This is a genomic window from Pseudoalteromonas sp. C12FD-1 (assembly GCF_037414265.1).
GTDB lineage: Bacteria > Pseudomonadota > Gammaproteobacteria > Enterobacterales > Alteromonadaceae > Pseudoalteromonas.
Map to the genome: position 1 here is coordinate 201,672 of NZ_JBBEVD010000052.1, position 19,752 is coordinate 221,423.

Genomic DNA, 19,752 nt, shown 5'->3' on the forward strand with positions numbered 1-19,752 from the left:
TATGCTGAGCCACGTAGACGAAAACGGCCAAGCAAACATGGTTGATGTATCGCTAAAAGAGGTTACTCTGCGCGATGCATCTGCCGAGGCCTACATTAAAATGAGCAAACAGGCTTTTGAGCAAGTGTTGCTTAATCAAAATAAAAAAGGTGACGTGCTAGGCGTAGCCCGAATTGCGGGTATTCAGGGCGCTAAAAAGTGTGCCGATTTAATTCCGCTTTGTCACCCGCTTGCACTGAGTAAAGTGGCTGTTGATTTTGAACTTGATGAAGCAAATAGCCAAATTAAAGTTACCAGCTACTGTAAACTAGCAGGTAAAACGGGCGTTGAAATGGAAGCGCTCACCGCCGTATCTGTGGCTAGCCTTACACTATTTGATATGTGTAAAGCCGCCGATCCGCTTATGGAAATACACGGTATGCGTGTAACGCAAAAAGCAGGAGGCAAGCATGGCAGTTGGCAGCGAGATTAATTTAAATAATACTAATGTAGCTGCAGGGCATGTAAACGTACTGTTTTTTGGCCAACTTAAAGAACGCCTAAAGTGCGATAAGTTAACCGTTGATATAGCGCACACCCTTAGCATTACAGCGTTTAAACACATGCTGGTTGAGCAAAACCCGCATTGGCAGGCATGGCTTGAAGAGCGTGATGTATTGTGTGCGCTTAATCAAACTATGTCATCAAGCGATAAGCTTGTAAAAGCAGGGGATGAACTTGCTTTTTTCCCACCCGTGACAGGTGGCTAATGAGTATAAACATTAAAGTACAAACGCAGGACTTTTCAGTAGGCGAGCAACATGGCGCACTTTGTAGTAATAACAAAAGTGATGGTGCAGTAGTTACTTTTACAGGGCTTGTGCGAGAATTTAGTAGCGGCGATAACGTAATCGCCCTTGAGCTTGAACACTACCCAGGTATGACTGAGCAACTACTGCAATCGATTGCCGAGCAAGCGCAAACACGCTGGCAACTTGCCCGCATAAGCATTATTCACCGAGTCGGTTATTTAGCCCTTGGTGAGCAAATTGTATTTGTTGGCGTAACCAGTCGTCACCGCCAAGCCGCCTTTGAAGGCGCACAATTTATAATGGATTACTTAAAAAACCAGGCTACGTTTTGGAAAAAAGAACATTTTAAAGACTCATCAAACTGGGTTGAGTTTAAACAAAGCGACAAGCAAGCGTTAAACAAGTGGGAAAAGTAGGTCTGTGTAAGCTTAAATAAATGCGTTTATAAAACATTAATGAAAAAATTCATCTCAAAAAGAGAATCAATAGAGTCAGCTTACCTTTGGATAGCGGCTCTACTTATTTTTATAATTATGCTAGAACTATTAACTGGCTGGTCAATAGGGTCCAAAAGCTCGCCGAGTCAATCGTTAAACATTAATCCGGAACAGTTTTGGTTTGAAATAAAACTTCACTGCAGTTTAGTTTCATGGGCAATTTTTAGAGCTTTTATTACATTCCCACTTTTTAGATCGACTTACAATGGCATGCTTCGCTTTAGAGAGAAACACAAAGCCATAGCAAATATCCTTTTCTATGTGCTTACCCCTGTATTTGTAGTGTTTCTTATTTTAACGTTGTTATATATTTTTGACTTATAATCTTACTTTGTTGATCATCAAGGATGAATGATGAAAATTTACACTCTGTTACTATTGGCTATTTTTTTACAACCGTTCTGTATTTACTTTGCGTTGTACGCAAAAGCCAAATATTCATCAGAAAATAAGTCAATTAACCAACTTGTATTGGGGGTTACGCCGAGTCTTGCATATCTATCGGCAGACGATTTTTGGGGTTCATTCGTTTTACTATTTATAATTACGGTAGTGTCACTTTTTTATCGTTATCACTAAACTTTAAATATGTGATGACAAGAAAAATAAATACGAGCACTATCCTAACTTCAATTGTTTCATTTCTTTTAGCATTTGGGTTCTTTTATTGGTTAATTGGTCATTTTATAGTTGAAAACTGGTATGAAACATTTTGGCCCTCATTTTATTTTTTTGGACTACTTGTTAGTGTTTTTATTATAAAAATCATCGAAAAGAAGCGACAAATTAAAGACGGACTGAGCAATATGCTCGTGCTAGCTTTATGCATTGCTGCGTCAGTTATTTCAGCATTTGGGGATGCATTTATTTTATGCACATTTATTAATATATTATTACTTATTCCAATAGGCGGAGCTATTGTGAGTAGTGGTGTTGATAAAACTTCTGCTGGGGGTATCGCCTTTTTTTATGGTTATGTTTTTATTTTGAGCTTGCCTCTTTCTGGGCTACTGTATATTGCACTTAGCTCTAGTTAATGCCTGTTAATATAGGTTATTGATAATAATATAATTTAGTTGGCGTCTATTTAAAGTTTTAATCACAGGTTTTATATGAAAATAATTTCTACCAATATATCTAAAATAAAAACGGTTATTCATAACGGCAAAGAGGTTAAAACTGGTATTTTTAAAACACCAATCAATGAACCTGTGGTTATTGAAAAGCTTACAATAGCGGGTGATGAGCAAGCTGATTTAGTTAACCATGGCGGGGTAGATAAGGCGGTTTATGCGTTTTCTCATAATCATTACGATTACTGGAGACAAACTCTAAACAATAATGATTTATCTGCTGGTGCCTTTGGTGAGAACTTTACTATTTCAGATCTAGATGAAGCTAATATTCATATAGGCGATCGTATTCGCGTTGGCAGCGCACTGCTTGAAGTAAGCCAACCGCGTGTGCCGTGCTTTAAATTGGCTATTGCACTGAACAATAAACAAAGCCTAAAATTGTTTACTCAGTATTACCATACCGGTGTTTATTTTAAAGTGCTGGAGCAAGGTGTTGCTAAAACGGGTGATGCAGTTACTATTGAGCAAAAGGCCACCCATAATATTACTGTTAAAGCGTTGTTTCAGGCTTTTTACGATAAAAAATACCCAGATTATGAAAGCGTATTACTAGCCGCACTTGAACTACCCGAACTTGCGCTTGAGTGGCAAACTAAAATCAAAAAGAAATTGGGGCATTAAAAGAGCGTTTTAAAGCAGTATTACGCTTAATAAAAGCTCACTTTTAGCTGTATTATTTAGTTTGTTAAGTGAGCGAGCGCTGATATGTATTTGCACACCAATTGGTTTATTGTGTCGTATTGCTGTTTGTTACTTACCGGCTTACTAAAATCGCTACTTACCGCCACAGCGCATGCCCCCGCTGCAAACCAATGTGTTAGGTTCTCTAAATTAATGCCGCCTACGGGCATTAATGGCACATCAGAAAAAGGCCCCGTTAGCGCTTTAAAGTAATTAACTCCCATACTGCCAGCAGGAAAAACCTTAATAATATCGGCGTTATACTCTATGGCATTGGCAACATCGGTAGGAGTGAGTGCACCCATTAATACAGGTAAACCATGGCGATGGGCAAGCTCTACAACGGCTTGATTAGTATTTGGTGTAACTATAAATTGTGCACCTGCATCAATCGCTTGTTGCGCAAGGGCAGTGTTAATTATTGTGCCAGCGCCAATGAGTGTATTTTTATAAGCTGCGCGTGCTTTTGCTATTTCTTGCTCAAAGCTAGGTGTATTTGATGTGATTTCTAGCGTGCTAATGCCTGCATTAACTAAGCAATTAATTAAAGGGGCTACATCGCTTTGTTGCTTTAAGCGAAGTATAGCAACTAACTTATGTTGCTTTATTTGGTTGCTTATTTTTATTCTGTTGGCATTTAAAATTTTATTCATAATGTTACTGCACTTTATTTAATCCAGAGCCGCACGTATAACAGCAATCCATAATAATACTTAATCATTTAGGGGTAAAACGTGTTGCTACCTGCGTAACAAAGTCCTCATTTTGAAAAACTAAATAGCGAATTTTTTACCCAACTATTAACACGTTTTTCCATCATCAAAATAGATAACTTAATTAAGCGAATTGGTATAAACGTTTCTTTTCTCATAAAAAAAACCGCTGAAATATCAGCGGTTTTTTATAAGTAATAAATTACATTACACGCATACCTGGCTCTGAGCCATCGTCTGGGTTAAGAATGTAAATTTCTTTACCGCCAGGGCCTGCAGCTAATACCATACCCTCTGACATACCAAAGCGCATTTTACGTGGTTTAAGGTTTGCAACCATTACAGTAAGTTTGCCCTCAATGTCTTCTGGTGCGTAGGCCGATTTAATCCCCGCAAACACTTGGCGTGTTTCGCCACCTAAATCAAGTGTAAGTTTAAGTAGTTTATCGGCACCTTCAACGTGTTCTGCTTTAGCAATTTTAGCTACGCGTAAGTCTACTTTTGCAAAGTCATCAAACTCAATTTCGTCGCTAATTGGCTCTTTTGCAAGAGGGCTATTTGGGTCAATTGTTACTTTTGATTCTAGACTTTCTTTTGATTCTTCAACCATTTTGTTCACTTTATCCATTTCTACACGTTGCATTAACGGCTTAAACTTATTAATAGGGTGGTTTATTAGTGCATTTTGAACACCATCCCACGCTAAGTCGTCATTTAAAAAGGCTTCTACGTTTGCAGCCATACCAGGCAATACAGGTTTTAAATAGGTAATTAAAACGCGGAACAAGTTAAGACCAAGCGAGCATACGTCGTGCGCTTCTTGCTGTTTTGTCTCGTCTTTAATAAGTACCCAAGGTGCTGCGGCATCAATAAATTGGTTTGCTTTGTCGGCAAGCGCCATAATTTCACGAATCGCGCGGCTGTATTCACGGTTTTCATAATGAGCAGTAATGCTTGGAGCAGCAGCTTGAAATTCAGCTAAAAGCTCAGGCTGCATAATGGTGCTACTTAGCTTGCCATCAAACTTTTTAGTAATAAAGCCTGCACAGCGGCTCGCTATGTTTACTACTTTACCTACTAGGTCTGAATTTACACGCTGTGCAAAGTCTTCTAGGTTTAAATCAAGGTCAATAATGCCGCTGTTTAATTTAGCTGCGTAGTAATAACGTAAATATTCTGGGTCTAAGTTATCAAGGTAAGTACGTGCTTTTATAAACGTACCCTTAGATTTAGACATTTTCTCGCCATTTACAGTTACAAAGCCATGTGCAAACACGTTAGTTGGCTTTCTAAAATTAGCGCCCTCTAGCATGGCTGGCCAAAATAAGCTGTGGAAGTAAATAATGTCTTTACCAATAAAGTGGTATAGCTCAGCATCAGAGCCTTCAGCCCAAAATGCATCAAAGTCTAGGCCTTTTTCGTCACATAGGTTTTTAAAGCTTGCCATGTAGCCAATCGGCGCATCAAGCCATACGTAGAAGTATTTACCTGGTGCATTTGGAATTTCAAAGCCAAAGTATGGGGCATCACGGCTAATATCCCACTGCTGCAAGCCATCGGTAAACCACTCATCTAACTTGTTAGCCATTTCTTGTTGAATAGAGCCTGAGTGTAACCACTCTTTTAGCATGCCTTCAAATGCTGGAAGGTCAAAAAAGTAATGCTCAGAATCTTTAAGTACAGGCTCAGCACCTGACATTACAGAGCGCGGATTAATAAGTTCGGTTGGGCTGTAAGTTGCGCCACACGAATCACAGCTATCGCCATTTTGGTTTTCAGACTTACACGTAGGGCAAGTGCCTGTTACAAAGCGGTCGGGTAAAAATATGCCTTTTTCAGGGTCGAATAACTGTGAAATGGTGTGCTTTTTAATATGGCCTGCATCATTAAGGCGATTATAAATAAGCTCACTCAACTCTTTATTTTCTGCGCTATGGGTGCTGTGATATTTATCAAACTTAATGTTAAAGTCGGCAAAGTCGCGTTGGCGTTCAATGCTTACATTTTTAACCATTTCTTCAGGCGTGATCCCTTGCTTTTGCGCATTAAGCATAATTGGCGTGCCGTGAGCATCGTCGGCGCAAACATAATACGCTTCGTGGCCTTGTAGTTTTTGAAAACGTGACCAAATATCAGTTTGAATATATTCCAATAAATGGCCTAAGTGAGTAGGGCCATTTGCATAAGGTAATGCGCTGGTAATGAGGATCTTTCGCTGCGTCATAATCATTCCGAATTGAGGATAAATCACCATTTTTACTACAAAAACGGCGGTTATCATTAATTTATCCATAAGCTTTGGACTAACGGTACGCGCAGCTTATGGATTTTTGTTAATTGACTGGTGTTAATGCCCTGAATGTTACATAATTCTGGGGCACTTTTCATCAAAGAAACGCTATTTAATTGCTATGTTTGGACTGTCAAAACTATTCTCCTCTAAATCGGTGCAAAAACAACCGATTATTACTGCCTTAGCGGCGTATCGAAGTGCGGCATTTGCCGTAGGTATTGATGAAAGTTTTATTGAGACCATTTCACAAAATGACGATAAATCAATACACATTAAAATAACGCTACCATTTGCGGCTCAATCAGAAATGCCGTTAGTTGAGCAGCACGTTAGTGAAAGTATAAATACACCGGTTACCATAGACTCTGTGGTGGCTATAAAAGAGCCTGCAAAATTTAAAGCCATTAAACATATTGTGCTTATTGCCTCGGGTAAAGGCGGTGTGGGTAAATCAACCACCGCGGTTAATTTAGCAGGCGCGCTTAAAAATGAAGGCGCAAAAGTAGGCATTTTAGATGCTGATATTTATGGGCCGTCTATCCCAATGCTTTTAGGGCTTGTAGGTGCAGAGCCACAAACCAAAGATAACAAACTACTACAGCCGTTTAACGCTAATGGGATCCAAGCGCAATCAATCGGTTTTTTAGTACCAAGTGATGATGCAACAGTATGGCGGGGCCCAATGGCATCGGGTGCGCTCAATCAGTTATTAAACGAAACTGATTGGGGCGAACTTGATTATTTAATTGTTGATATGCCACCGGGTACGGGCGATATACAACTTACAATGAGCCAAAAAGTGCCTGCCAGCGGTACGGTTATTGTGACTACGCCACAAGACTTAGCTTTAGCCGATGCACAAAAGGGTATTGCTATGTTTAATAAAGTAAACGTACCTGTGCTTGGTTTAATTGAAAATATGAGCCATTACATTTGTACTCACTGCGGTGAAGCAAACCATGTATTTGGTAAAGACGGCGCTGAAAAACTTGCCCATAAACACGGCGTACCGGTGCTAAGCCATATTCCACTTGCTATAGATATTCGTGAATATTCAGAGCAGGGTAAACTTATTGCCAGCGATAACACCGCGGCTATTAGCAATACATACAGTGCAGCGGCAAGACTGATTGCCAGCACGCTTTTTTATCAGCAGCACCAAAACAGTGTTGAAATTGTGATTACAGAAGATTAATTAAAATGAGACTTTCAGACACACATATTAAAGAATACTTAAATGATGGCCGCATTGTGATTGAGCCTGCGCCAACGAGCGAAATGATTTCAGGCGTGACTGCCGATTTGCGCTTAGGCAACAAATTTAGAACCTTTAACGCGCATAATGCAGCGTATGTAGATTTAAGTGGCCCTAAAGATCAGTTAAATAAAGCCATGGAATCAATAATGAGTGAAGAGATTGAGCTTGCCGACGGGGAAGCTTTCTTTTTGCACCCAGGTGAACTTGCACTGGCAATTACCCATGAAAAAGTGACATTACCTGCTGATATAGTAGGCTGGTTAGATGGGCGTTCATCACTTGCCCGCTTAGGTTTAATGGTGCATGTAACAGCACACAGAATTGACCCAGGTTGGAGCGGTAATATTGTTTTAGAATTTTATAACTCAGGTAAGTTACCACTGGCGCTACGCCCATTAATGAAAATTGGTGCAATGAGCTTTGAAATGCTTTCTGGCCCGTGCGAAAACCCATACAACATTCGTAAAGATGCAAAATATAAAGATCAAAGCAGTGCGGTAGCAAGCCGTATTAGTGACGATAACTTATAACAATATATAACTATTAAGCGTTTAAATGCCCGCTGTGTTGGCTAGCTTAAACGCTTAATTATTTAACTGGGCGAACTGATATTAAAAACTTTTTTTATTTCTGGCTTTATAAACAAGTAAAAGCTCTACTACAATAGATAGTAAAATTACAATAATTACAATACCTTGAATAGTATGTAGCCTTTTAACTCGATCAACACTTTCTTTTTCGTACTGCATAACCACCGTATTAAATGCTTTTAAAAGTGGCTCTTTTGCTAAAGAAAAAAAGCTTTCTTGGACTGTATCTAAATTAAGTGTTTGTGTTTTTATCTTCAGTACCTCTTCAACTCTATCTGAAAACATCCTTAATTTTTTATCAACATTAATTGGCTCTTTAAAATACATTGCTAACAACTCGTCTGATAACGGGCTTTCATCGCCTAATACCTGTGCTCCATAGTGCTCACTTAATAAGTATTTATGATTGTTTTTTAAAGAGTTTAAAGCATTAATGGCCAGTAATTTAGAATCCTGCGAGCCATACATTAAGTACTCTAAAGTAAACATGCTGACTCGCTGTGAAAGCATTCTTTGTTGACCACTTACATTGACTATTTTTCCTGTATCAGATTGTGCTTCAATTACTTCATCAAGCATAAAGTGAATACAGATCGATAAAATAGCTATAACAGTTAAGGGCGCAATATAAATAAAAGAGAAAGCGCTGCGCTTTTTATATGTAGAATCAGTATTTACCATTTAAATGCTACTTATTTAAAATTATTAATGCTTTAGGATAGGATAGATTAAATATAAGATTTTTCACGTAAATAAAGATTTATATCAATGCGCAAAATGATTGAGTACTATTGCGAATTGGTATTACAAGGTAGTTTATGAGTTATTTTGAGTTATGAAGCGCATAGCCCAGTAGTTCAAAATACTTATTAAGCGCTTTATTTGCTTTATCAATATGCTCTTTATCTGGGTAAATTAAATTACTGTTTTTTAAGCCACTAACTAAAAAGCTATTTTGAATCGTGCTGTTAGCTTCTATACAGGCTTCAAAGCAGCGGGCTGCTAGTTCCTCAGGCATGCTCATGTAATTCATATTATGTGCTTGGTCGTGCTTTATACACGCTTGTACAAATTCATTTGCGTCATGCCCGCCTTCATCTAAAAACACCTCTTTGTAAAAATTATTAAGCGCATTATTAAGCGGGTGAACTAAGTTAGGTATGTTTGAAAGCCACAGTTTTGAAGCAAACCCAAAGCGAGGTTTTGCGTTAAATAAATGCTCGCTTATGTGATGATCAAATGCGTGAAACCATTCGTGGGCTAGTGCGCCACCGCCGGCATTTTTAGCAAGGGCAAGCGTTTGTGAGGCTGCGTTATAATGCGCTTGTACGCCTTTTTGACCGCCATGCCCAAAGGCAAAATTTAGTTTGCCGCGCAGGCCAATGGCTTTGGGCGGTAAATGTAATATTTGAGCAAGGTCGGCGAGAGCATCGTAAATTAAGTTTGCACTAATGAAATGCTCTTCTTTGGTTACCCATTTACCTACAACCATAGATCTAAAGCCAAAGGTATCTCTAATATCGCTAAAGTCAACTTGGTCGTCAAAGCGGTAGTCAGGTCCTTTTCGATTGAATCCGCGTTTTAATCTGTTTGGGTAATTACGCATTTAAGTTTAATTATGGCTAATTTAAGTAACGTGCTTTTACGTGCTTTGGCATGTGTTGGGTTTGTTTTTGTATTAATTCATCTAATAAATTGTAAAGTGGCGCAGGGTTTAGTTGCTCTATTAACCACAAACTATGTGCAACAGCTTCAAGTGTAGAGAGGCTATCGGCTCTGGGGGCTTTTCGAATAGCGTAACGGCTTTGCGGTAAGTGCTTAAAGCTCACTGTGTTAAATTTAGTGAGTAGTGGGGTGAGCTGTAAAATTTTATAAGCTTTTTTCCAAGTGCCATCAATAACGATTAAGTGCGTAATGTTACTTAATGCCGGCTTTGAGTTTGCATCATCTAAGTTGGTGGCGTGCTCATTAGGGTAGAGCAGTACAGTGGACTCTACAGGTAAAGAGTTGAGCAGGGCAAAGTCGGTGTTATTTTCCCCTTTGATTATTTTGCAGTCAGTTAGGCTCAAGTTAAGCAATTTTGCCGTGTTTTTCGCTATTTTTTCTTCACTGGGGTGTTGTAAAATAACCACACTAACTTTATTTGTTAAATGTTTAATGGCCCCGCATATACAGGTAGAGGGCGTAAACAAACAGCGTTCACAAACTTGGCGAGTCATTAATTAAACTTTTTATTGTGAGTATATTTTGATAATTATACATTTATAAACTAATTAAGTTGGATTTTTTTACGCATAGATATACAGTAATACTATTAATTATAAAATGACACGGAATGTTTAGAAGGGCTTAAAATATGACAGAAGTACAAATAGATAAGGCTGCTTTAGAAAGCATGCAGTCGTTACTTGGTGAGCAGTTTAAAGATACACTTGAATTTTGCTGCAGTGAATTTGAGCGCCTTGGTAATGAAGTTATTGCAACCATTGGTAACGATAAAGAAGCGGCGATTCGTCATGCTCATAGTTTAAAATCGAACGCGGCTCAGTTTGGTGCTACGAGCTTATCTGATGTAGCCCGTGATGTTGAACTTAACCTAAATCAAGATAACTTAGCGCAAGCCGTAACGGCATCTAATGATTTATTAGCGCAAGTAAGTGGTTCACAGGCCGAATTAAGAGCGTGGGTAGAATCTAATTAATTTGATTTGTTAACGTGAATTTATTTCAGTATTAAGCAATTAATTAGGCTAGTATTTTGCGCCTTTAATAGGTTAATCTATGCCTTAACTAGGGCGTGTTTGGCCTTTCGGGAATAATTTTTTCAAAGTGTTTAATTTTTAAATTACCTAAAGCACATGTGTTGTTAATGTATAAAACAATAACAACACATAAAACTATATTTAAGGGCTGTTTAAGCCACTTTCTCCCTCGAATTACCAAACCAAATCAGGTTATATCTCACGCGCTGCGAAAACCCCTCCCTAGATTTAACAAATTTTGATTTAATAAAGCCACTACGCCCAAAGAGGTAGCAATGTCAGATATAAAAAAGAGTCACAAATTAGAAGGTGTATGTTATGACATTCGTGGGCCGGTTTTAGCGCAAGCTAAAAAAATGGAAGACGAAGGTCAAAAGGTTCTTAAATTAAATATTGGTAATCCGGCTGCATTTGGCTTTGATATGCCAGAAGATATGCACCGTGATATTATTCGAAATTTGTATTCGGCCCAAGGTTATTGCGACTCTAAAGGGTTATATTCAGCCCGTGTAGCGGTTTATCAGCATTATCAGCAGCGCGGTTTACATAATCTAGATGTAGATAATATTTATATTGGTAATGGGGTGAGTGAGCTTATTCAAATGATCACTCAAGCGTTATTAAATAACGATGATGAAGTACTAATACCTGCCCCAGATTACCCACTGTGGACTGCATCAGTTAAATTAGCAGGGGGTAACCCTGTTCATTATTTATGTGATGAAGAGCAAGATTGGTTTCCGGATATTGCTGATATAAAAAGTAAAATTACTTCAAAAACAAAAGCACTCGTACTAATTAACCCTAATAACCCAACCGGCGCGGTTTATAGTGACGATTTACTGTTAGAGTTAATTAATCTGGCGCGCGAGCACAAGTTGTTATTACTTAGCGATGAAATCTACGAAAAGATTTTATACGATGGCATAACCCATACCTCGATTGGTGCACTATGCGACGATGTGCCCATTATTACCTTTAATGGCTTAGCTAAAACCTACCGTGCGGCGGGTATGCGAATGGGCTGGATGGTGCTAAGCGGGCGCACCTCGGCAATGGAAGATTTACGTAAAGGGCTAGATATTTTATCATCCATGCGCTTGTGTGCGAATGTACCCGCGCAATATGCAATTCAACAAGCATTAGGTGGCGTGCAATCAATAGATAGCTTAATAGATCCAGGCGGGCGATTATATGTTCAGCGCGATATTGCTTGGCGTGGGCTTAATGCCATTGAAGGGATAAGCTGTAAAAAACCAAAAGGGGCGCTTTACGCGTTTGCTAAAGTAGACACGGCTCATTTTAATGTCACTGATGATGAAAAAATGATGTTTGATTTGCTAAAAGCAGAAAAAATATTATTAGTGCATGGGCGTGCCTTTAACTGGCCAGAGCCTGATCACTTTAGGTTAGTGTTTTTACCTAACAAAGACGATTTATCGAGTGCGATGCTTAAAATGCAGCGCTTTTTTAAAGACTATCGCCAAGTTTAGTCAATACCAATTGACGTGTTATGAAATATAAAAAACGAGCTCAATTAGCTCGTTTTTTATTAAAGCGTTAGTGCTTATATAGCTCGTTAATACGCGCGGTCAACTCTTACGGTATTATCACTTAAATACACTAACCGTACGTTATCACCTTTACTAAAGCGCATTGACTGGTCTTGATCTTGTACCACCATGTATTGATCGCCATTTTCTACCTGGATCAATAACTCGACTAGGTGGGTTTGCTTATAATAGCTTTTTTGCTGATTATTATGAGCAACGCTTCCGCCAATGACTGAGCCCAAAATAGTAGCAACGGTACGACCGCTCCCACCACCAAATTGATTACCTACAACACCGCCAAGCAGAGCGCCGCCAAAGGTTTTCCAGCCATTGTTTTTGTCTTGAACAAGCTCTTGTTCGGTAATTTTGCGTACCGATTTTACATCACCAAATAAAACCTGTTGCACAGGCACGGCTTTGTTTCGCTCATAGTTTGCAAAACTGGGTGCACTGAGCGTAAGCAAAGCGCACATTGCTATGGTTAAGGCTTTCATAGATGTCTCCTGTTGGTGCTACGCAAAGGCAATTTTTTGCCTTCGCGTGATAATTAATTACCAACCAAATGTCGATTTTTCTTTCGTTTTACGAATTTCAGTTTCATCTGCCCACTCTACTAGGCCACTTTCCATATCCATTAAGCGCATTGTAAATTTGTAATACACATCAGATTTATCAGCATTTGACTTAACAATGCTCGAAAGGTTGCCATATAACATGTATTGCGCACCAATTTGTTTACCAAAGGCAACGGCAGTTGCAGGGTTTACAAGGGCATCTTCGTTTTGAAAGTTAAGCTGCTCACGCACTGATTCAACACGGGTCATATCAACAAAACGAAACTTACCGCTGCGCAGAAGTTGAGTAGAGATTGAGTCGGTAATAGATTCAGTGTCTATGTGCTCGCTGGTTTTATTTTTAATGCGCTCAACAAATACCACAGGGCGTTTGTTTTGCGTCATTGTGCCTACAACTGGCGAGCTAAGTAATGAGTCGGTCATTTGGCTGGCTACTTTTTGCAAATCGGTAGAGCCGAAGTTTATATCGGTTGTTTCTACTGCTTGCGCGTCTCCATAACTAACTACGGCTTTATTAGCACAACCGCTTAAAATGAGCGCGCTAAGGCCAATAACTGCATAACTTGATAATGTTTTAAATTGCGTAGTGATCATCTTTATAACCCTTATTCTTTAAATTCTTGTGCGTCGGTAGACACTTCTCTTACAGCGAGAGAAAAGGTAACCGCATCTGGTGTTGGCGCTAAGCCGGGTAATTGTGTTTTAGAAAAACCAAACAGTGTTAAGGCTTGCCAAGGTGAATGGTTTCCTTCAATTACAAACCCGTCTTTGTCGTACCAGTTAAACTGATACTGCAAATATTGCGACTTTTTATATTGGCTGCTTAGTGTTACTACCACGTCGGTTAACTGGTTTGTTTGGCGTGTTTTAACATCGGTAATGGCAAGCTTTTTACCTAGAGCAGGATTATCAACATGTAACTGCTCGTTAAATGTATTTTTGCTTTGCTCAACCGAAATGCCTGATGTGTCCGGTTGGCTTGCACATGCACCAAGCATTAATGCGGCCATTAATGGCAAAGTATATTTCATGATGACTCCTAAAGTTGAACCACATGGTAGTTAAAATAGTTATTAATAGAGGTTAGGTAAATTAAGGTTAACCCTTGCTTACTAACGGTAAAATTAATAGGCGTATGGTTACCTATTAAAAGAGTATGCGATCCTGCATTTAAACTGCTTCGTGCCACGCTTATTTGATTAGGTAAAGTAAGCCAGCTACGTGTATCTGCTTGCTCAGACGCCAAGTTATAAATATTAGCAATAATATTACCTACATCGCCTGTACTGCGAGCAAGCTCTTCGCGAACTTTTTCTTTGGCTACTAAGCGTAATACTTGTCTAGATACGCGAGCCGGTATTTGTTGCTCTAATGTTTTAGCGGCGAGTGCCTCTATGTGTACCAATGGGTTTAGCTGTAAATTTTGCGAACCTACCTGTACACCAGTAAGATGAGATATAAACGCATTATCTTTATAAACCGGCATCGCTAAACTGTAAAAACGCGCATCGCCACCTGAGGTATAAATAGGCAAACGTAATTTAAACTCATCTTGCTTGGGCACTAAGCCTTGTTCAACCAATATAACTACTTCACCGTGTTTGGCGGATAAAGGTTGTAATGGACTAAAGCGGCGCTCAAACTCTTCTAAATCTTGGTTAAAGCCTTGCTTTTTAGCTAAACGCATAACATCTTGCTGTAAGTAGTGATTGTCAGGCTGAATCTCTAGTGCTTTTTTATAATCAATGTAAGCATCATCATATTGTTTATCACTTTGGTACAACAGCGCAGATAAATAAAACGTAAAGGCATTCTGAAAGCCATTTTTAATACCGCGCGTTACATTACTCATACTTGGGTAATGCTGTTGTGCTTGCTCTATTGTGTCGTTTATTTGTGCTTGATTATCAGCAAGTGCATCTACTTGCACTTTGTTAGCGCGGCGTATTTCAACTAAGGCGCTTTCTAAATCACTGCTGTATACATAATTAAGTGCTTTGTAGCTATGTAGCATGCTCATTTCGTATGCTGGTGGTACATAAGTAATGGCAGAGTCGTTAGTAAATAAGGCATTACTTTGTTCAAGCCCTGCACTTAATTGAATTTTTGCAGCTTCTCGTTTTGTTTGTACCTGGGTATATACGTTTTCAAATTGTTGTTGTGAAACACTTTGCTCGTTAGCAAGGTCTTTTAAACGGGCTTGCTCTAATTGGTTAAGTAAATAGCTACTGTGTAATTTACTGTTATTTGCAATAAGTGATTTGGCCTGTTCAATATTGTTATTTTGAATTGCGTTTCTTACAGGCGTCATTTGGCTTGCATAGTCGTTAAATAAATCATTAAAGCCTATGGTGCTGCATCCACTTAATATAAAACAAACACTTAAAATTATACTTTGGCGCACTGAGCACTCCTATATAGTTAGGTTTTAAAGATTAACATACTCTGGTTTTAGATTTGTGTGAAATAGTGTAAAAAAGCGTAGCCTACTTAAGGGCATATAAAACAGTGAGGATTGAAAATTATTCTCCCTAAGGTCAGCCCTAGTTACGTGTATTTAAGGTAGGCAAATCATCATGAATAGCCTGTGAATAGCCTGTGAATAGCAGAGAATAGCTGCGTAATTACAGCAATTGAGCAGTATAGAAAGTTATAATGCATCGATTAAAAGTATAGTAAATACAATAATGCGGCTTTACAGCTAAATGGCTCAGCTGCTTAAATACACTGCTGGCTAAGCAAGCCAATTTAAAGCATTTCATTATAAGGTTTTTTTGCTAAGGAGCGATTTTGAAAGCCACTTTATACACCCTAGTTGCATTAGTAGCCTTTGCAGCAAACTCTTTACTTTGCCGTATGGCGCTCGCGCAAGGGTATATTGATGCGTGGAATTTTACAATAATTAGGCTACTGAGCGGAGCCGTTTGTTTAGGCTTAATTATGGCTGTATATACGTATAACCTAAAACGTAAGGGCGTACTTAATAACGCTATTTTAAGCGACACGGGAAGTTGGCGTAGCAGCATTAGTTTATTGATATATGCACTTTGTTTTTCTATTGCTTATATAGAGCTAGATACAGGCACCGGTGCGCTCATTTTATTTTCGGCGGTGCAACTGACCATGATTGGTTGGGGCATATATAAAAAAGAGCAGCTGAGTAAGTTGCAGTGGGGAGCTTTTTTTGTCGCGTTAGCTGGATTTGTTTATTTAATGTTGCCCTCTGCGGCAGTGCCTTCTTTGTTAGGGGCATCACTTATGGCGTTAAGTGGCGTTGCATGGGGTGTTTATAGTATACGTGGTAAAGCGTGTGTATCGCCTCTGCGTACCACCGCCTTTAATTTTATAAGAAGTTTAGTGGCTATTCCTGTTTTATTACTTGTAGCAATAGGATATTTAAAAACAGTGAGTATAGAAGGAGTGCTACTGGCGTGTGCTTCGGGCGCTATTGCATCAGGCATTGGCTACAGCATTTGGTATGTGGCCATGCCACTACTGAAAAGTACACAAGCGGCGGTTGTACAGTTATGTGTGCCTGTACTTGCAGCATTTGCTGGGGTTATATTTTTATCTGAGCAGCTTACTTTTGAGTTTTTAATAGCAAGCTCACTGATTTTAGGTGCTGTTTTGGTCTTTATTTTAAATAAAAAATAAGCCCTATTATGGCGGGCTTACATTTGTTATGAAGCGTTTATAGAGCGTGGGCAAATTATTTAAAATAGCTGACTTACCCTCTAAATCGCTGTTGCTTATACATTCGTAAAGCATCGCTTCGCTCAATGTATTTACTAACTTTTGAGATTGCTTAATATGGCTAATGTGCCAAAGCTCAGGTGCTACACCGCCTAAATCCTGTTTGTAGGGGCGATAAAAACCATATTTTGCTAAGTTATTATCAAGCCACTGGCTAAGTGGCGCAAATGGCCCTCCTTGTTGATATTCATCAGGGGTCAGTTGCAGTTTATAATCATCGCTAATTGCGGCGCTATCATACACATCAAGGTCAGTGCCTAAATGATGCCGACTAGCACCTGGCAAGGCAGAATAGAGCATAATAGCCGTGCATTTTTCCAGCTCATTTAGCTGGCTTAAATCAATTTCCTGCTGCTGTTTATTAAAAACAGGGCGTAGGCCTAAAAACTTATTATTCCAAATCATAGCTTGGCGATCAAAATCGCGAAAACTAGAGGCAATAGTTAGCTCAAACCCAGCTTTTTTAGCGCCATTTTGCAATGCTAAAAAGTCATCAATAATATCAGTATGTAACCGATGCGATTGAATCGTGGTGAGATGTGTATCACTTTGCCCAGTGATACACATTGCTAGTGTATTAGTAACGAGTGCCATTAGGTTAACAATTGCTCTAAAATTTGCTCGTAAATATCAGCCAAAGCAATTAAATCATCGGTGCTTACACATTCATCAACTTTATGTATAGTGGCGTTGCGCGGGCCTAGTTCAATAACTTTTGCGCCTGTTTGCGCTATAAAGCGCCCATCTGACGTACCTCCGGTCGTTTCGAGGTTAGTGGTTAACCCCGTGACAGATTTAATCGCATTTACGGTGGCATCAACTAACGGGCCGTGCTCGGTTATAAACGGCAAGCCATTTACTATCCAGCTTAATTCGTAGTTTAAGTCATGCGTTTTTAAAATAGCATTAACACGTTCTTGCAGCTGTTGATGAGTTACTTCGGTACTAAATCTAAAATTAAATTGCACCTCAAGCTCGCCTGGTATGACATTACCGGCACCTGTACCACCGTTTATATTTGATACCTGAAAGCTGGTTGCAGGAAAAAATTCATTGCCTTTATCCCACACTGTTTGGCTAAGTTCAGTGATGGCGGGTGCAGCCAAATGAATTGGGTTTTGTGCTAAATGCGGGTAGGCTACATGGCCTTGAACACCTTTGACTTTTAAAAAGCCTGTAAGTGATCCACGGCGCCCATTTTTTACTACATCGCCAAGTATATCTCGCGATGAAGGCTCACCTACTAAGCACATGTCAATTTTTTCACCGCGTGCTTCAAGTGTGTCTATTACTTTGGTTGTACCGTTGATAAATGGGCCTTCTTCATCAGAGGTGATTAAAAATGAAATAGAGCCTTTATGGTTAGGGTTTTTAGCAACAAAGCGCTCAGTAGCAACAAGCATTGCCGCAAGAGAGCCCTTCATATCAGCTGCGCCTCGGCCATGTAGTAAACCATCTTCAATTAAGCCTGAAAATGGCGGATGTTGCCAGTTTTGTGCAGGGCCTGTGGGGACCACATCGGTATGGCCTGCAAAACAAAAGTGCGGCGACTCGTTACCTTTTCGGGCCCATGTGTTGAGCGTATCGGTAAAAAATAACGACTCAATATTAAAGCCTAGAGCTTCTAAACGTTCGTTCATCATTTGTTGGCAACCCGCATCTTCAGGGGTAACCGACTCGCGCTGAATAAGCGCTTGTGCAAGTGCAATTACGTCATTTGTCATTACTTAAATATCTCATCGTATTGCGCAGCTTTAAAGCCTAAGTGGTAGCTGTTGTCATTAACAAGCACAGGGCGCTTGATCATAGCTGGTTGCTCTACAAGTAATGTAATAGCAGTGTCTTTGTTTAGGCTTTGCTTTTGCTCGTCAGAGAGTGCGCGATAGGTTGTGCCACGCTTATTAACTAATTGCTCCCAGTCAATATGCTCAGCAAATTCGCTGACAAGCTGCTCGTTTACACCGTCTTTTCGGTAATCGTGAAAGGTAAAGTCTATGTTGTTATCGGCGAGGTATTTTTTGGCTTTTTTAATGGTGTCGCAATTACTAATGCCGTAAAGAGTGATCATAGGTTTAATTCTTCTTAATAATAGTTAAAAGGGGGTCTACACCCGCATTTACTTGCGTGTGTGAATAATGAAATGTGCCTAAATTATGGCCATTCAAAAGCACCAAGCTGGCCAGTAAGGGCGATTTAAGTTCGCGTAAATCAAAATAAGCTAAGCGCTGGCCTTTGCTTATTTTGCTGCCATTGAGCTGTGCAATATGTGTGTGTGTAATAGGCTGCTGCGCCGGTAGTGACAAGTTAATAAGAACCTTTAACCCGTTATTTGCTTGAAGAATAAATTCACATCCTGCATTTTTAACCTGCACTAAAGTGCCATCAAAGGGCGCTAAAATTTTATGATTACTTAATGCAACCAACACGGTTGGTCCGAGGGTAGAAAATTTAAAAAAGGGCTCAGGGTGCTGGTTTAATTCAATAACTTTGCCGCTAAAGGGGCTAGTAATTTTTAATGCGCTGGTGGGTAGCTTATTTTGCGCTAAAAACTCGATAGAGGCCGCTCTCATTATTGATCTACTACTAAATTGTAGCCATCGTTTTTAAGTGCAGTGATGGCTTGTTGCGCGGTGTGTTTTTTTACCAAAATATAATCTGTGTCGTAGGTTGAAATAGAAAAAATAGAAATATTAGCCTTTGCAAGTACGCCAGATATATTGGCCATAATCCCCGTTAAAGAAAACCCCAACGGACCTACGACTTCAAGTGCTTGCCAATCAGGCTCAGTATCTAAACAGTTAATAGTAAAATCACTAGGGCAAACAATAGAAAGCTCATCGTGAGTTTTAGAAATAAAAAATAGGGGTAACTTTAATAGCGCTACAGGAATGTCTGCATCCACTTCTAAACTATGAATTGACAACAGCGTGCTGTGTAATTGTAATGTTTGTTTTGACATTAATAACCTGCAAACAGCGTATATAGTCAGTTAATAGTATAGATTATTGGCTTTAAATTAAAGGTGCAACAGACACTAAAATAAGAGTTGGTTAGCTTTTGTGATAGAGATTTAAAACTTACCCACAATTTCTGTGGATAAGTGTGGGAATTGGTAGGTATAAATAGCCTAACCAACTAATTAATAAGTAAA

Annotated in this window: 24 protein-coding genes; 10 read left to right on the forward strand and 14 right to left on the reverse strand. The window is 39.3% G+C overall.

Going from position 1 to position 19,752, the window contains the following annotated elements; all coding sequences use genetic code 11:
- Window position 1 precedes the first annotated feature (1 nt).
- The 5 genes from moaC (at window position 2) to WDB87_RS08180 (ending at window position 3,045) form a co-directional block, all read left to right on the forward strand.
- Window positions 2-472: a cyclic pyranopterin monophosphate synthase MoaC gene (gene moaC / locus WDB87_RS08160; RefSeq protein ID WP_286247193.1), complete on the forward strand. Its 471-nt coding sequence runs from the start codon at window positions 2-4 to the stop codon at window positions 470-472.
- Window positions 450-749, forward strand: coding sequence for a MoaD/ThiS family protein (locus WDB87_RS08165; protein ID WP_337849581.1), 300 nt, complete (start codon window positions 450-452; stop codon window positions 747-749). Before moaC ends, WDB87_RS08165 begins: the two co-directional genes overlap by 23 nt.
- Window positions 749-1,207 carry a molybdopterin synthase catalytic subunit MoaE gene (gene moaE, locus WDB87_RS08170; RefSeq protein WP_337849582.1) on the forward strand — a complete coding sequence of 153 codons (459 nt, stop codon included), beginning with the start codon at window positions 749-751 and terminating at the stop codon, window positions 1,205-1,207. The genes WDB87_RS08165 and moaE overlap by 1 nt, the downstream gene beginning before the upstream one ends.
- Before the next feature lie 671 nt (window positions 1,208-1,878).
- Complete coding sequence (locus tag WDB87_RS08175; protein ID WP_286247198.1) at window positions 1,879-2,325, forward strand: hypothetical protein; 447 nt, start codon at window positions 1,879-1,881, stop codon at window positions 2,323-2,325.
- Between the two features lie 75 nt (window positions 2,326-2,400).
- The gene (locus WDB87_RS08180) at window positions 2,401-3,045 is read left to right on the forward strand and encodes an MOSC domain-containing protein (protein ID WP_286247199.1); all 645 of its coding nucleotides are present in this window, start codon (window positions 2,401-2,403) and stop codon (window positions 3,043-3,045) included.
- Between the two features lie 56 nt (window positions 3,046-3,101).
- Here the strand turns inward: WDB87_RS08180 and WDB87_RS08185 are convergent, their stop codons facing one another.
- Both WDB87_RS08185 and metG read right to left on the reverse strand, forming a co-directional pair.
- Complete coding sequence (locus WDB87_RS08185; RefSeq protein WP_337849583.1) at window positions 3,102-3,758, reverse strand: bifunctional 4-hydroxy-2-oxoglutarate aldolase/2-dehydro-3-deoxy-phosphogluconate aldolase; 657 nt, start codon at window positions 3,756-3,758, stop codon at window positions 3,102-3,104.
- A 262-nt stretch (window positions 3,759-4,020) separates the two neighbouring features.
- Window positions 4,021-6,042: a methionine--tRNA ligase gene (metG, locus tag WDB87_RS08190; RefSeq protein ID WP_286247205.1), complete on the reverse strand. Its 2,022-nt coding sequence runs from the start codon at window positions 6,040-6,042 to the stop codon at window positions 4,021-4,023.
- A gap of 187 nt (window positions 6,043-6,229) precedes the next feature.
- Here metG and apbC point away from each other — a divergent pair, with 187 nt between their 5' ends.
- Window positions 6,230-7,306 carry an iron-sulfur cluster carrier protein ApbC gene (apbC, locus tag WDB87_RS08195; RefSeq protein ID WP_337849584.1) on the forward strand — a complete coding sequence of 359 codons (1,077 nt, stop codon included), beginning with the start codon at window positions 6,230-6,232 and terminating at the stop codon, window positions 7,304-7,306.
- Between the two features lie 5 nt (window positions 7,307-7,311).
- A complete protein-coding gene (gene dcd / locus WDB87_RS08200) occupies window positions 7,312-7,899 on the forward strand; it encodes a dCTP deaminase (RefSeq protein WP_286247209.1) in 588 nt (195 codons plus the stop codon).
- 81 nt (window positions 7,900-7,980) lie between these two features.
- Here the strand turns inward: dcd and WDB87_RS08205 are convergent, their stop codons facing one another.
- The 3 genes from WDB87_RS08205 to WDB87_RS08215 form a co-directional block, all read right to left on the reverse strand.
- Window positions 7,981-8,538, reverse strand: coding sequence for a type IV pili methyl-accepting chemotaxis transducer N-terminal domain-containing protein (locus WDB87_RS08205; RefSeq protein ID WP_337849585.1), 558 nt, complete (start codon window positions 8,536-8,538; stop codon window positions 7,981-7,983).
- A 244-nt stretch (window positions 8,539-8,782) separates the two neighbouring features.
- Window positions 8,783-9,565 carry a CLCA_X family protein gene (locus tag WDB87_RS08210; protein WP_286247213.1) on the reverse strand — a complete coding sequence of 261 codons (783 nt, stop codon included), beginning with the start codon at window positions 9,563-9,565 and terminating at the stop codon, window positions 8,783-8,785.
- A 16-nt stretch (window positions 9,566-9,581) separates the two neighbouring features.
- A complete protein-coding gene (locus WDB87_RS08215) occupies window positions 9,582-10,178 on the reverse strand; it encodes a tRNA-uridine aminocarboxypropyltransferase (RefSeq protein WP_337849586.1) in 597 nt (198 codons plus the stop codon).
- 137 nt (window positions 10,179-10,315) lie between these two features.
- Here WDB87_RS08215 and WDB87_RS08220 point away from each other — a divergent pair, with 137 nt between their 5' ends.
- Entirely contained in the window at window positions 10,316-10,660 is a 345-nt protein-coding gene (locus WDB87_RS08220; RefSeq protein ID WP_286247216.1) for an Hpt domain-containing protein, read from the forward strand.
- A gap of 335 nt (window positions 10,661-10,995) precedes the next feature.
- Window positions 10,996-12,213 carry a pyridoxal phosphate-dependent aminotransferase gene (locus WDB87_RS08225; protein WP_286247218.1) on the forward strand — a complete coding sequence of 406 codons (1,218 nt, stop codon included), beginning with the start codon at window positions 10,996-10,998 and terminating at the stop codon, window positions 12,211-12,213.
- 86 nt (window positions 12,214-12,299) lie between these two features.
- Here WDB87_RS08225 and WDB87_RS08230 read toward each other — a convergent pair whose 3' ends face one another.
- From WDB87_RS08230 to WDB87_RS08245, 4 genes are read right to left on the reverse strand one after another with little or no spacing between them, the layout of a single operon-like run.
- Window positions 12,300-12,767, reverse strand: a complete 468-nt coding sequence (locus tag WDB87_RS08230; protein ID WP_004587767.1) for a glycine zipper 2TM domain-containing protein — start codon at window positions 12,765-12,767, stop codon at window positions 12,300-12,302.
- Window positions 12,768-12,824: 57 nt separating this feature from the next.
- Window positions 12,825-13,442 carry a penicillin-binding protein activator LpoB gene (gene lpoB, locus WDB87_RS08235; protein WP_286247222.1) on the reverse strand — a complete coding sequence of 206 codons (618 nt, stop codon included), beginning with the start codon at window positions 13,440-13,442 and terminating at the stop codon, window positions 12,825-12,827.
- Window positions 13,443-13,453: 11 nt separating this feature from the next.
- The gene (locus tag WDB87_RS08240; RefSeq protein ID WP_337849587.1) at window positions 13,454-13,879 is read right to left on the reverse strand and encodes a YcfL family protein; all 426 of its coding nucleotides are present in this window, start codon (window positions 13,877-13,879) and stop codon (window positions 13,454-13,456) included.
- A gap of 8 nt (window positions 13,880-13,887) precedes the next feature.
- Window positions 13,888-15,252 (reverse strand): COG3014 family protein, encoded by a 1,365-nt coding sequence (locus WDB87_RS08245; protein ID WP_337849588.1) that lies wholly within the window; start codon window positions 15,250-15,252, stop codon window positions 13,888-13,890.
- A gap of 386 nt (window positions 15,253-15,638) precedes the next feature.
- Here WDB87_RS08245 and WDB87_RS08250 point away from each other — a divergent pair, with 386 nt between their 5' ends.
- A complete protein-coding gene (locus WDB87_RS08250; RefSeq protein WP_337849589.1) occupies window positions 15,639-16,502 on the forward strand; it encodes a DMT family transporter in 864 nt (287 codons plus the stop codon).
- Between the two features lie 6 nt (window positions 16,503-16,508).
- Here WDB87_RS08250 and WDB87_RS08255 read toward each other — a convergent pair whose 3' ends face one another.
- The 5 genes from WDB87_RS08255 to WDB87_RS08275 are packed head-to-tail and all read right to left on the reverse strand — an operon-like array spanning window position 16,509 to window position 19,560.
- Window positions 16,509-17,195, reverse strand: a complete 687-nt coding sequence (locus WDB87_RS08255; RefSeq protein WP_286247229.1) for a M15 family metallopeptidase — start codon at window positions 17,193-17,195, stop codon at window positions 16,509-16,511.
- Window positions 17,195-18,325 carry a succinyl-diaminopimelate desuccinylase gene (dapE, locus tag WDB87_RS08260; protein WP_337849590.1) on the reverse strand — a complete coding sequence of 377 codons (1,131 nt, stop codon included), beginning with the start codon at window positions 18,323-18,325 and terminating at the stop codon, window positions 17,195-17,197. The genes WDB87_RS08255 and dapE overlap by 1 nt, the downstream gene beginning before the upstream one ends.
- Window positions 18,325-18,669, reverse strand: a complete 345-nt coding sequence (locus WDB87_RS08265) for an ArsC family reductase (RefSeq protein ID WP_286247232.1) — start codon at window positions 18,667-18,669, stop codon at window positions 18,325-18,327. Before WDB87_RS08265 ends, dapE begins: the two co-directional genes overlap by 1 nt.
- A 4-nt stretch (window positions 18,670-18,673) precedes the next feature.
- Window positions 18,674-19,171: a PTS glucose transporter subunit IIA gene (locus WDB87_RS08270; RefSeq protein ID WP_286247234.1), complete on the reverse strand. Its 498-nt coding sequence runs from the start codon at window positions 19,169-19,171 to the stop codon at window positions 18,674-18,676.
- Window positions 19,171-19,560 (reverse strand): ACT domain-containing protein, encoded by a 390-nt coding sequence (locus WDB87_RS08275; protein WP_286247236.1) that lies wholly within the window; start codon window positions 19,558-19,560, stop codon window positions 19,171-19,173. Before WDB87_RS08275 ends, WDB87_RS08270 begins: the two co-directional genes overlap by 1 nt.
- Window positions 19,561-19,752 lie beyond the last annotated feature (192 nt).